Annotated in this window: 9 protein-coding genes; 5 read left to right on the top strand and 4 right to left on the bottom strand. The window is 71.5% G+C overall.

From position 1 onward, the window contains the following. Positions 1-243: 243 nt before the first annotated feature. From ABT381_RS11180 to ABT381_RS11170, 3 genes are all read left to right on the top strand, one after another. Positions 244-1671 (top strand): amino acid permease, encoded by a 1428-nt coding sequence (locus ABT381_RS11180; protein WP_351591149.1) that lies wholly within the window; start codon positions 244-246, stop codon positions 1669-1671. A 196-nt stretch (positions 1672-1867) separates the two neighbouring features. Then, entirely contained in the window at positions 1868-3292 is a 1425-nt protein-coding gene (locus tag ABT381_RS11175) for an amino acid permease (RefSeq protein ID WP_351591146.1), read from the top strand. Positions 3293-3465: 173 nt separating this feature from the next. Further along, on the top strand, positions 3466-4107 hold the full coding sequence (locus ABT381_RS11170; protein ID WP_351591143.1) for a superoxide dismutase: 642 nt from the start codon (positions 3466-3468) through the stop codon (positions 4105-4107). A 129-nt stretch (positions 4108-4236) separates the two neighbouring features. On the opposite strand, the gene ABT381_RS11165 is transcribed toward ABT381_RS11170, so the two are convergent. After that, complete coding sequence (locus tag ABT381_RS11165) at positions 4237-4875, bottom strand: mycothiol-dependent nitroreductase Rv2466c family protein (protein WP_351591140.1); 639 nt, start codon at positions 4873-4875, stop codon at positions 4237-4239. Positions 4876-5010: 135 nt separating this feature from the next. Between ABT381_RS11165 and pepN the strand changes: the two genes are divergently transcribed. Together pepN and ABT381_RS11155 are read left to right on the top strand one after the other, a co-directional pair. Further along, positions 5011-7599, top strand: a complete 2589-nt coding sequence (gene pepN / locus ABT381_RS11160) for an aminopeptidase N (protein WP_351591137.1) — start codon at positions 5011-5013, stop codon at positions 7597-7599. A 124-nt stretch (positions 7600-7723) separates the two neighbouring features. Beyond that, on the top strand, positions 7724-8842 hold the full coding sequence (locus tag ABT381_RS11155) for a hypothetical protein (protein WP_351591134.1): 1119 nt from the start codon (positions 7724-7726) through the stop codon (positions 8840-8842). Between the two features lie 80 nt (positions 8843-8922). On the opposite strand, the gene ABT381_RS11150 is transcribed toward ABT381_RS11155, so the two are convergent. The 3 genes from ABT381_RS11150 to ABT381_RS11140 form a co-directional block, all read right to left on the bottom strand. Then, positions 8923-10077, bottom strand: coding sequence for a serine hydrolase domain-containing protein (locus ABT381_RS11150; RefSeq protein ID WP_351591131.1), 1155 nt, complete (start codon positions 10075-10077; stop codon positions 8923-8925). A gap of 111 nt (positions 10078-10188) precedes the next feature. Then, a complete protein-coding gene (locus tag ABT381_RS11145; RefSeq protein ID WP_351591128.1) occupies positions 10189-11928 on the bottom strand; it encodes a TIGR03767 family metallophosphoesterase in 1740 nt (579 codons plus the stop codon). A gap of 287 nt (positions 11929-12215) precedes the next feature. Then, positions 12216-12554 (bottom strand): HPP family protein (locus ABT381_RS11140; protein ID WP_351591125.1); only part of this gene is annotated, 339 nt, incomplete at its 5' end.

Raw genomic sequence — 12554 nt, 5'->3', positions numbered from 1 at the left:
TTTGAATCTAGACCAGCGGCGGTGGACTGATCATCGTGCGACGGCGACAAACGCGTCACACCGCACTTGGCGGCTTCCGCACTTCTCCCACGTCCGGCCGCGGACCGGCCAATTGGCCGTTTCTCCAGGTCACGTGATGCTCGTCACGACCGACGGGCCGATCGTCCGGGCATTTTGTGCTAGTGCGGCCCCGCCGGGGACACTGTGGAGTCCCCCCAACGTCTCCTGTGAGAGTACGAGCGCATGCACGACGCACCGACCACCTCCGGCACCGGCCCGACCGGTGGCGCGGACAGCGGCGAACCCCTGGCCGGCGGACTGAAGCAGCGTCATCTGACGATGCTGGGCCTGGGCGGCGTGATCGGCGCGGGCCTGTTCGTGGGCTCCGGCGCCGGCATCAAGGTGGCGGGCCCCGGCATCGCGCTGTCGTATCTGATCGCGGGCGCGCTGGCGATGCTGATCATGCGGATGCTGGGCGAGATGTCCTCGGCGATGCCCGCCTCGGGCGCGTTCTCGGTGCACGCGGAGCGGGCGCTGGGCCGCTGGGCGGGGTTCAGCGTGGGCTGGCTGTACTGGTTCATGCTCGTGGTCGTGCTCGCCGTCGAGGCGACCGGCGCGGCGCAGATCGCGAGCGGCTGGGTGCCGGCGGTCCCGCAGTGGGGCTGGGTGCTGCTCTTCATGCTGTTCTTCACCGCCGCCAACCTCGCCGCCGTCCGGAACTTCGGCGAGTTCGAGTTCTGGTTCGCCACGCTCAAGGTCGGCGCGATCGTGCTCTTCCTCGTACTGGGGCTGCTGGCGGTCTTCGGGGTGCTGCCGGCCTCCGGCGCGTACGACGGTGACCCGGTGGGCCTGGCGCACCTCACCGGCGACGGCGGGTTCCTGCCCAACGGCTGGTCCGGGGTGGTCTCCGGGGTGCTGGCCGTGGTGTTCGCGTTCGGCGGGCTGGAGGTCGTGACGATCGCGGCGGCCGAGTCCGACGACCCGGCGCGCGCGGTGGGCCGCGCGGTGCGCAGCGCGGTCTGGCGGATCCTGTTCTTCTACGTCGGCTCGATGCTGGTCATCGTCACCCTTCTGCCCTGGTCCTCGATCGAGCCGGGGAAGAGCCCGTACGTGGCGGTGCTGGACCGGCTGGGGGTGCCGGGCGCGGGCCAGATCATGAACGTGGTGGTCTTCGTGGCGCTGCTCTCCGCGCTGAACGCCAACCTGTACGGCTCCTCGCGGATGGTGTTCTCGCTGGCCGAGCGGGGCGAGGCGCCGCGTGGGCTGCTGAAGGTGTCGGGCGGCGGGGTGCCGCGCCGGGCCGTACTGGCCTCGGTCGCCTTCGGCTTCATCTCGGTCCTGCTCAATCTGAAGTGGCCGGATTCAGTCTTCCTCTATCTGCTCAACGCCGTCGGTGCGGTACTGCTCTTCGTCTGGGGCCTGATCGCCGTCTCGCAGCTGCGGCTGCGCCGCCGGCTGGAGCGCGAGGCGCCCGAGAAGCTCACTCTCCGTATGTGGGGTTTCCCCTGGCTCACCTGGGTGGCGCTGGCCGGCATGGCGGCCGTGATCGTGCTGATGCTGACCGACGCGACGGCCCGCCCGCAGCTGCTGTGGTCGGCCGGCGCGACCGCGCTGGTACTGCTGATCGCGGGCGCGCGCGAGGTGCGGGACCGGCGCCGGGCGTCGGCCTGACCAATGCCCGCGGGTGAGACGCCGGTCACCCTCCGTCGCTGTCGATCACGCCTCGGACGCGGTCGGTCACGATTCAGTCTGAATATCGAACAACAAGTGCACGACTGTTGTCCTGAGCGGACGCCCCGCCCAAACTGAGCGGGCTCAAATTGGAATTGCGTCAGCTCCGCTCTCACATCTTGGGACAGGTACGACCATGAATCGGACACCTTCGTCCACTGCGCCCGAGCGCGGGCCGGCCGACCAGGCCGCGGGCGCCGGACCGGACGGCGGCACCCCGCTGTCCAACGGGCTCAAGCAACGCCACCTCTCGATGATCGCGCTGGGCGGCGTGATCGGTGCCGGGCTCTTCGTCGGCTCCCGCGAGGGCATCGCGGCGGCCGGGCCCTCCATCGTCATCGCGTACGCCATATCCGGCTGCCTGGTCATGTTGATCATGCGCATGCTGGGCGAGATGTCCGCGGCCAACCCCGCCTCCGGCTCCTTCTCCGTGCACGCCGAGCGGTCGATCGGCTCCTGGGCCGGCTTCACCGCGGGCTGGATGTTCACCGCGCTGCTGTGCGTGGCCGTCGCCGCCGAGGCGCTGGGCGCCGCCGACATCATGGTGAGCTGGTTCCCCGGCAGCGAGCCGTGGATGTGGGTCCTCCTCTTCATGGTGATCTTCTGCGGCACCAACCTCGCCGCGGTCGCCAACTTCGGCGAGTTCGAGTTCTGGTTCGCCACGCTCAAGGTCGCCGCGATCGGCCTCTTCCTGATCCTCGGCCTGCTCGCCATCCTCGGCCTGCTGCCCGGTACGGACGCACCCGGCGCCACGCACCTCACCGGTGACGGCGGCTTCCTGCCCAAGGGCACGGACGGCCTGATGGTCGGCCTGCTCGCCTCGGTCTTCGCGTACGGCGGCCTGGAGACGGTGACCATCGCGGCCGCCGAGTCCAAGGACCCGGTGCGCGGCGTGGCGCGCGCGGTGCGCACCGCGATGTGGCGGATCGCCCTCTTCTACGTCGGCTCGATGGCGATCATCGTCACCGTCATCCCGTGGAGCGCGCCGGAGATCGCCAAGACCGGCCCGTACGTCGCGGTCCTGGACTACCTGGAGATCCCGGCGGCCGGCCAGATCATGAACGTGGTCATCCTGGTCGCGCTGCTCTCCGCGATGAACGCCAACATCTACGGCGCGTCCCGGATGGCGTACTCGCTCACCTCCCGCGGCCAGGGCCCGAAGTTCCTGAGCAGGGTCAGCGGCGGCGTGCCGCGCTTCGCCGTGCTGCTCTGCTCGGGCTTCGGCTTCCTCACCGTGGTGTTCAGCATCCTGTGGCCGGACACGGTCTTCCAGTGGCTGCTGAACATGGTCGGCGCGGCCGTGCTGGTGGTCTGGGGCTTCATCTGCGTGGCCCAGCTGCGGATGCGCCGCCGGCTGGAGCGGGAGGCGCCGGAGCGGCTGGTCGTGCGGATGTGGGCGTTCCCGTTCCTCACCTGGGTGGCGCTGGCCGGCATCGCGGCCGTGCTGCTGCTGATGCTGCGGGACGAGGCGCAGCGAGTGCAGCTGTACTTCACCGGCGGCTTCGGGCTGGTGCTGGCCGCGATCGGTCTCGTACGGCAGAAGGCGCGCGCCCGCGACTGAGCGCGGCGCTTCCCCTTGAGGCGGGGCGGGACTCCTACCGGGGTCCCGCCCCGCCTCCGTCTTTGGGACCGGGACCCCGCCCCTTACCCGGCTTCCCCGCGTTCCTGCTGTTAGCCTGCTCTTGCAACTTAATTGCAACTACTGCTTTTGAGCAGCTTGGAGGCTCGGCGCACATGGCGACCTACACACTTCCTGAACTCCCCTACGACTACTCGGCGCTGGCGCCCGTCATCAGCCCCGAGATCATCGAGCTGCACCACGACAAGCACCACGCGGCTTACGTGAAGGGCGCCAACGACACCCTCGAGCAGCTCGCCGAGGCCCGCGACAAGGACCAGTGGGGCTCGATCAACGGCCTGGAGAAGAACCTGGCCTTCCACCTCTCCGGCCACATCCTGCACAGCATCTACTGGCACAACATGACCGGTGACGGCGGCGGCGAGCCGCTGGAGAAGGACGGCGTGGGCGAGCTCGCCGACGCGATCGCGGAGAGCTTCGGCTCCTTCGACAAGTTCAAGGCGCAGCTCACCAAGGCCTCCGCCACCACCCAGGGCAGCGGCTGGGGCGTCCTCGCCTACGAGCCGGTCACCGGCCGCCTCATCGTCGAGCAGATCTACGACCACCAGGGCAACGTCGGCCAGGGCTCGGTCCCGATCCTGGTCTTCGACGCCTGGGAGCACGCCTTCTACCTCCAGTACAAGAACCAGAAGGTCGACTTCATCGAGGCCATGTGGCGCGTCGTCAACTGGCAGGACGTCGCCAAGCGGTACGCGTCCGCGAAGGAGCGCGCGCACAACCTGCTCCTGGCGCCGTAGGCGCCGGAGCGCCGGTAATCGTCCTGCCTCGTGATCGTCTTCTCAACCTTCACTCGGCAGGCGGATAAAGGGAAACCCCCGCGAGGACGTGACTCGCGGGGGTTTTCTGTACGGCGACGGAAAGCGGGATCAGTCGAAGCTCGGGGCCGCCGTGCGGGTGCGCTTGATTTCGTAGAAGCCCGGGATGGAGGCGACCGCCAGGGTGCCGTCCCAGAGCTTGGCGGCCTGTTCGCCCTTCGGGGCCGGGGTGACGACCGGGCCGAAGAAGGCGATCTGCTCGCCGTCGGAGCCGGGCACGGCGATCACCGGGGTGCCGACCTCCTGGCCGACCAGGTCGATGCCCTCCTTGTGCGAGGCGCGCAGCCGCTCGTCGTGCGCGTCGGTGTCGGCGGCGTCCGCCAGCTCGGCGGGCAGCCCCGCCTCCTCCAGCGCCGCGAGGATCGTCTCGCGGGTGCGCGGCAGCCCCTGGTTGTGGAAACGGGTGCCGAGCGCGGTGTACAGCGGGGCCAGGACCTCGCTGCCGTACTTCTCCTCCGCCGCGATGCAGACCCGGACCGGGGCCCACGCCTCGGTCCGCATCATTTCCTGGTACTGCTCCGGCAGGTCGTCGAGCTTGTCCTCGTTGAGCACCGCGAGGCTCATCACGTGCCAGCGCACCTCGACCGGCCGCACCTTCTCCACTTCGAGCATCCAGCGGGAGGTCAGCCAGGCCCAGGGGCACAGCGGGTCGAACCAGAAGTCTGCCGGGGTCTTACCGGTGTCGGACACGGTCTCTCCTTGAGGTCTGCCGAGAGGGTCGGTAGCCGGTTCAACCCACGCGCGCCGTGCCATGATTCCCAGTGTTCGATATGCGAGACGAAGAGATCGCCACGAAGACGAGAACGAAGACGAAGGAGTCACGTCGTGCCCGGTGAGAATCTGTCCCGAGACGAGGCCCGTGAGCGGGCCCGGCTGCTGGCCGTCGACGGGTACGAGGTGGCGCTGGACCTGCGGTCAGCGGTGGCCGAGGGGGCGGCGGCCCGTACCTTCCGGTCCGTCACCACCATCCGTTTCCGCAGCTCGCAGCCGGGCGCCGACACCTTCGCCGACCTCATCGCGCCCGAGGTCAGCCGCGTGACCCTGAACGGCCGCGAGCTGGACCCGGCGGCCGTCTTCGACGGCGCCCGCATCACCCTGCCGGACCTGGCGGTGGAGAACGTCCTCGTCGTTGACGCGCAGTGCGCCTACAGCCGCACCGGCGAGGGCCTGCACCGCTTCGTCGACCCCGAGGACGGCGAGGTCTACCTCTACACGCAGTACGAGCCGGCCGACGCCCGCCGGGTCTTCGCGAACTTCGAACAGCCCGATCTGAAAGCGCCTTTCGAGTTCGAGGTGACCGCGCCCGAAGGCTGGGTCGTGCTCAGCAACGGCGCGGAAGAGGGCACCGGCGACGGCGGGGTGCACCGTTTCGCCCGTACGAAGCCCATCTCCACGTACATCACGGCCGTGGTCGCCGGCCCGTACCACTACGTCTCCGACACCTACCGGCGTACGTTCGCCGACGGCACCGAGCTGGAGGTCCCGCTCGGCGCGCTCTGCCGCAAGGGGCTGGCCCGCCACTTCGACGCCGACGACGTCTTCACCGTCACCAAGCAGGGCCTGGACTTCTTCCACGACCACTTCGACTACCCGTACCCCTTCGGGAAGTACGACCAGGCGTTCGTGCCCGAGTACAACATCGGCGCGATGGAGAACCCGGGCTGTGTGACGTTCCGCGAGGAGTTCATCTTCCGGGGGAAGGTGACGCAGGCGTCGTACGAGCGCCGGGCCAATGTGATCCTGCACGAGATGGCCCACATGTGGTTCGGGGACCTCGTCACCATGGAGTGGTGGGACGACCTGTGGCTCAAGGAGTCCTTCGCGGACTTCATGGGCGCCCTGTCGCTGGTGGAGGCGACCCGGTTCAGCAACGGCTGGATCACCTTCGCCAACGGGCGGAAGGCGTGGGCGTACCGTGCCGACCAGCTGCCCTCGACGCACCCGATCACGGCCGACATCCGCGATCTGGAGGACGCCAAGCTCAACTTCGACGGGATCACCTACGCCAAGGGTGCGTCGGTGCTCAAGCAGCTGGTGGCGTATGTCGGGCGGGACGCCTTCCTGGACGGGGCGCGGCGCTACTTCAAGCGCCACGAGTACGGCAACACCACGCTGACCGACCTGCTGACCGCGCTGGAGGAGACCTCGGGCCGCGACCTGGCCGCCTGGTCCCGCTCCTGGCTGCAGACGGCCGGCGTCAACGCGCTCACCCCGCAGCTCACCTACGACGCCCAGGACCGCATCACCGAGCTGGCCGTCCTGCAGGAAGCCTCCCCCGCGCGGCCCGAGCTGCGGCCGCACCGGGTCGCGGTCGGCCTGTACCGCCGCCAGGGCGCTGACGGCTCGCTGGTCCGGTACGCGCGCGCCGAGCTGGACGTCTCCGGGCAGCGCACGGTCGTCGCGGAGCTGGCCGGGGCCGAGCGGCCCGACCTGGTCCTGGTCAACGACGAGGACCTGACGTACTGCAAGGTCCGCTTCGATGAGCGGTCGCTGGCCACCCTGCGCGGCCACCTCGGCGAGATCGCCGATCCGATGGCGCGCGCCCTGTGCTGGTCCGCGCTGTGGGGCCTGACCCGCGACGGGCTGATGCCGGCCCGCGACTACCTCGACATCGTGCTGCGGTTCGCCGGGCGGGAGTCCGACATCGGCGTGCTGCAGACGCTGCACGCCCAGGCCCGCACCGCGCTGCACCACTACGCGGCGCCCGACTGGCGGCAGTTCGGCGCTCAGCAGCTGGCCCAGGGCGCCCTGCACGAGCTGCGCGTCGCCGAGCCCGGCAGCGGCCACCAGCTCACCTGGGCCCGCTTCTTCGCCTCCGTCGCCTCCACCGAGGCCGACCTGCAGCTGCTGGGCGGCCTGCTGGACGGCACCGCGAAGATCGACGGCCTGGGCGTGGACCAGGAGCTGCGCTGGGCGTTCCTGGAGCCGCTGGCCTCGCACGGCGCCGCCGACGCGCGGCGCATCGACGCCGAACTGGCCCGCGACGACACCGCGTCCGGCAAGCGCCACCACGTACGCTGCCTGGCCGCCCGTCCCGACGCCGCGGTCAAGGCGCGCGCCTGGGCGGACGTGGTGGAGTCCGACGCGCTCTCCAACGCCCTGGTGGAGGCCACGATTTCGGGCTTCGACCAGGCCGGGCAGCGCGACCTGCTGGCCCCGTACGCGCCGAAGTACTTCGAGGAGATCGGGCGGCTCTGGCAGGAGCGATCGATCGAGATCGGGATGGCCGTGGTCCGCGGCCTCTTCCCGGCGCTGCAGAGCAGTCAGGAGACGCTGGACGCGGCCGACGCCTGGCTCATCGGGCACGCGGACGCGCCGCCCGCGCTGCGCCGGCTGGTGTCGGAGTCGCGGGACGACCTCGCGCGGGCGCTGCGGGCACAGGCTTGTGACGCAAACATCGGCGCGAAGCCGTAACCCTCAGTAGGACCAGCACTTATCGGCCGTCGAACGCCCGTACTTTAGGCCGTGCTTGTGCGGAAACGTCGACGGATCGGTAACAGCGGTTAGGGGGCGGCGCGGGCGCGGGAATGGCGGGGGCATGAACCACAACACCCCGCTCTCGCCCCGCCCGCTCCACCACCTCGCCGATGTACGCCACCGTGTCCTCACGTCCCGGCAGTTGCGCGAGCACGGCATCGCGCCGTCCGACCTCGCCGAGCGCTGCCGGCCCGGCGGCCCCTGGCAGCAGATCCTGCCGGGCGTCCACCTGCTCCACCCCGGCCCGCCCACCAGCGAGGAGCGGCTGCACGCCGTCCTGCTGTACGCGGCCCGGCGCACGCCGGCGGCCGCCACGAACCCGGACGGCGAACCGGCCGTGCCGGCCCAGGGCGGCGGCGCCGACCGCCACGAACCCGAGGCGATGATCACCGGGCTGGCGGCGCTCGCCCTGCACCGCTTCTCCTCGGCTCCCCCGCTGCTCTCCCTGGACCGCATCGAGGTGCTCGTGCCGCGCTCGCGGCGGCTGCGCTCGGCGGGCTTCGCGCAGGTCGTACGGGCCCAGACGCCGCCGCCCGCGGTGGCGGTCACCGGCCTGCCGGTGGCCCCGGTCCCCAGAGCGCTGGCCGACGCGGTGGCCCGGCTGACCGGCCCGCAGACCACCAGGGCCGGAATGGGGGAAGCGGAGATGACCGCGCTGGAGGCGGTCGGCGGGCCGACGGCGATCCGCCGGCTGCTGTCCGAGGCGGTGCGCGGCGGGCACTGCGACCCGACGGCCGTGGTGCGGGAGCTGAGCCGGGCGCGGCTGCTGGGCAGGCCGCAGGTGATGGACGCGGTGGACGGCCTGCTGGCGGAGGGCCGGGCGCTCGCCGAGGGCCTGCTGTACGCGCTGGTGCGCGAGTACCGGCTGCCGGACCCGGTGTGGAACGTGGACCTGCGGCTGCCGGGCGGCCCGTACCTCGGCGGCGTGGACGCGTTCTGGCCGGTGCAGGCGGTGGCGCTGACGATCGACGCGCGGTCCCCGAAGTACGCCGACCAGACGCTGTGGCCGGAGCACACCCGCACCCGTGAGCGGCTGGAGCGCCTCGGCATCACGGTCGTGCAGGTGACGCCGAAGAAGCTGCGCGAGGCCCCCGAGCAGCAGGCGGTGGTGGTGCGGACCGCCCTGATGGCGGCGGCGGACCGGGAGCCGAGCGCGTACGTGGCGGTGCTGCCGAAGTAGCGCCCGCTCGTGGAGCAGCGGAGGGGCGGGTCCGGTGCCGGACCCGCCCCCGCGCGCGTTTCAGGAGTACGTTCCCCGGCTCACTTGCCGCCGCAGAACTCCGCCTCGACCACCTGCTCGCCGTCGCCGGTCCAGTCCGCGTTGGAGTTGAACGCCGCGGCGTGCCGGCCGTCGCGGGTGCTGACGGCCTCCGAGGTCGAGCCGTGGATGCCGCCGCCGTGGCCGTAGAGCCGGACCCCGCAGGACAGCTTCTGGGTCATCAGGCCCAGCCCGTACCGGATGCCGGGCGCCTGCGCGCCGACCGGGACGGTGGTCAGCATCTCCTTCAACTGCCGCTGCGGGAAAAGCTTTCCGCGCAGCACCGCCGCGTAGAAGCGGTTGAGGTCCCCGGCCGTGGAGATCATCTCGCCGGCGGAACCCCCGAGCGAGGGGTTCAGCTCGGTGGCGTCGTAGATCTTCGGCCCCGGCTTCTCCACCAGCAGCTTGGAGTACGCGATGCCGTGCGGCCCGGGCATCCGCGAATCGGTGCCGGGCACGACGGTGTGGCGCAGGCCGAGTGGTTCGAGGATGCGCCGCTGGACCTCGGTGCCGTACGGCTTTCCGGTCGCCTTCTCGACGACCATGCCGGCCAGTACGTAGTTGGTGTTGGAGTAGCTCCAGGACGTGCCCGGCTCGAAGGTGGGCTTTCCCTTCATGGCGAGGCGGACGAGCTGCCGGGGCGTCCAGGTGTCGTAGCGGTGCTTCAGGAAGCCGGGCCCGGTCACCTTGTCGCGGAACTCCTTCTCCTCGAAGATCTCGCGGACGCCGCTGGTGTGGTTGAGCAGCTGCCGCAGCGTGATGCGGCTGCCGTCGTGGCCGTGCCCGTGAACGACGCCCGGCAGCCACTCCTCGACCGGGTCGTCCAGGTCGAGCCGGCCCTCCGCCTCCAGCTGGAGCAGGACGGTGGCCACGAAGGTCTTGGTGATGCTGCCGACGCGGAAGGCGTCGGCGGCGCCGCGCGGCTCGCCGGTGTCGAGGTTGCCGACGCCGGCGGTGGCCTTCCAGACCCGGCGCCCCTCGGCGACCTGGCCGATCATGCCCGGGACGCCCTTGGCGACCTGGGCTTCCATGGCGGCCCTGGTACGCGCGTGGCCGTCGTGGCCCGGTCCGGCGGCGGTGGCCGCGGGCGCGGTGAGCAGTGCCGTACCCGTGATGGCTGCGGCCAGGGCCCCGGCCAGTGCGGTCCGTGTTCTCATCGTCGTTCCCCCTCGCTGCGGCGCGCGCGGCGCCTGCTGCTGACTGCGGTCGGGGGAGGGGACCGCGCACCCCGGCCCGGAGTTGAGGGGCCGGCCGGGGTTGAGCGTCAATCAGCCACGCTTCACCAGCAGTTCGGTGTTGCGGTCGCCCGGCTGCCCCGCCAGGTCGGTGCGGGCCTGCGGCGCGTTGAAGGAAAGCTCCCGGTAGAGGGCGGACAGGCCGGTCTGCGAGAGGTCGTGGAAGTCGGTGCGGTGCGGCGCCGCGGACTCCACGAGCGTGGTGAAGAGCGACAGCGTCCCGTCATGGTTGTCCACCACCTCGATCACGCGCGCGAGCTGCGGGAAGTCGATGTGGGAGGCGGTGGAGACCTCCCAGAAGCCGTCGTGCGGGGTGATGTCGTTCTTGTGGCTGTGGCCGTTGATCCAGGCCAGAACGTTGCGGTGGCCGGACAGCAGCCTTACCAGCTCCTCGCCCCCGTGGCGGCCCTCGTCGGGCCGGGCCGGGTCCGGGCGGGTGTTGTCCATGGTCTTGCTGGTGTGGTGGCTGAAGACCAGGACGTAGGAGTCCTTGTGCTCCTTCAACTGCCGCTCCAGCCAGCGCAGCTGGGCGGTGCCGACGGAGCCGGTGTAGTGGCCGCCGGGGTCGGTGGTGTCCAGGCTGATGCCGATCACGTCGTCGGACACCGGGAAGGTGTAGTACAGCCGGTCGTCGTGGAGGTTGGCGTCGGTGAAGCCGTGGCCGTGCGGGCCCGCGCCGGTGTGGGCGGGGTCGAGGTGGGCGCGTACGTACTCGGCGCGGGTGAACGGCGCACGGCGCGGGTCCGGCGTCACCTGCCGGGTGTGCCGGCGGTTCGCCTGCATCAGCGCCTTGAAGTCGGCGCCCGTGGGGTCCAGGCCCTTCTTCACGGCCGTCCAGACCCGCTTCGCCTGGTCCGCCGGCAGCGTCTCCAGCTTCCGGCCGCCGGTCGCGACCTCCGTCCAGTACGAGTCGCCGGGCGCGTAGCAGCCGCCGGGCAGCTGGTCGTGGTTGCCGACGGTGGTGTACCAGGGGATGTCCAGCCCGGGACTGTGCACGGTGCGCAGCGCGGCGTCCAGGAAGCCGGGCAGCCGCGGGAAGCCCAGCTGCTTGTCGGCGTCCCGCAGGTCGCTGCCCGGCTGCCAGTACAGCTTCAGGCCGCTGTCCTGCACGCCTTCGTAGTGCCGCGGGTCGCCGGTGTTCGGGACGATGCGGCCGCCGCTCATCGCGCCGAGGAACCACTCCAGTTCGATCTTGGAGTTGTTGTCGGTGTTGTCGCCGGTGGTCATGACGAAGCCGAGCGGGGAGCCGGTGGCCGGGCCGCCCTTGAGCGCGTTGACCCGCTCGATGAGCGAGACCATGCCGGCCACCGACAGCGCCTCCTGCGGGCGCCAGGCGCTCGCGGTCTGCGCGCGGAGGTACTCGTACCGCAGCGGGCTCTGCACGTCGACCAAGTGCAGATCGGTGAACTGGGCGAAGGACGCGAGCGTGGTGCGCCGCTCGTCCCGGCCCGAGCGGGCGGCGGCCAGCTCGGTACGGACGACGCGGGACCAGGCCGGGCCGTCGCCGAGGCGGCGGTAGCCGGTGGTGCCGCGCGGGGTGGCGACGGAGTCGAGGGTGGTGCCGCGGCGGAACGGCACGGGCGGCACGGCGGGCGCGGCGACCGGCTGCGGCGCGAAGGGCGCGGGCCCGGTGGGCCGGGTGGGCACGGCGGTGGCCTGCCCGCCGCTCAACCCGAGGGTCAGCCCGGCACCGGCGGCGGCGCCGGCCACTCCGGTGGCGGCGAGGAAGGTACGGCGGTCGAGGGTGGCGGCGGCGGACCGTGTGCGGGACATGCGCGGACTCCCCGAGTGCGGACGCGGTGGTGTCGGGGCGGGCCGGCCGCCCCCTCACCGGGGATGTTTCGCACCGGGGGTGGACTGTGCGTGAACATGACCACAACGTGCGTCGCCGATCTCCGCACAGGGATCACCCGGGCGTCCGGCGTGGCCCGCCCGCCACCGGACGCTCGGAGATCCGGCGCCCGCGCTTCATGTGACGTTCACGTCATGGGGTAGCGGCAAGCGCACGGACACACGCGTCCTGTACTCGGGCACACGCGGTCTGTACTCGGGGCGGCGCGTCACCACCAGTACATCGGATAGCGGCGGCCGGTCAGGCGGTGCAGGCACAGGCCGACCAGGGTGAGGAGCACGGTGGCCGCCACCAGCAGGGGCAGGAACGCCAGCGGGTCGGGCCCCTCGAAGCCGACGATCACGGACGTGGCGACGCCGGGCGAGTGCGGCGCGCGGGCCAGGGACGTCGCCCCGAACGCCAGCGCGCCGGCCGCGGCCGCGCTCCAGACGCCGGGCCCCGCGACGGCCACCACGGCGAAGCCGGCGGTGGCCCCGAGCAGGTGGCCGCCGATGACGTTGCGCGGCTGCGCGAGCGGCAGCGCCGGGGCGCCGGCGATCAGCGCGGC

Source organism: Streptomyces sp. NPDC000151, assembly GCF_040301705.1.
Lineage (GTDB): Bacteria > Actinomycetota > Actinomycetes > Streptomycetales > Streptomycetaceae > Streptomyces.
Note: the sequence above shows the minus strand (reverse complement) of the source record. Positions and strands in the feature narration are given on the sequence as shown.

Excerpts from the sequence above, each read along its gene's own strand:
- ABT381_RS11180 (WP_351591149.1), top strand. The coding sequence starts at position 244 with ATGCACGACGCACCGACCACCTCCGGCACCGGCCCGACCGGTGGCGCG.
- ABT381_RS11175 (WP_351591146.1), top strand. The coding sequence starts at position 1,868 with ATGAATCGGACACCTTCGTCCACTGCGCCCGAGCGCGGGCCGGCCGAC.
- ABT381_RS11170 (WP_351591143.1), top strand. The coding sequence starts at position 3,466 with ATGGCGACCTACACACTTCCTGAACTCCCCTACGACTACTCGGCGCTG.
- ABT381_RS11155 (WP_351591134.1), top strand. The coding sequence starts at position 7,724 with ATGAACCACAACACCCCGCTCTCGCCCCGCCCGCTCCACCACCTCGCC.
- ABT381_RS11150 (WP_351591131.1), bottom strand. The coding sequence starts at position 10,077 with ATGAGAACACGGACCGCACTGGCCGGGGCCCTGGCCGCAGCCATCACG.
- ABT381_RS11145 (WP_351591128.1), bottom strand. The coding sequence starts at position 11,928 with ATGTCCCGCACACGGTCCGCCGCCGCCACCCTCGACCGCCGTACCTTC.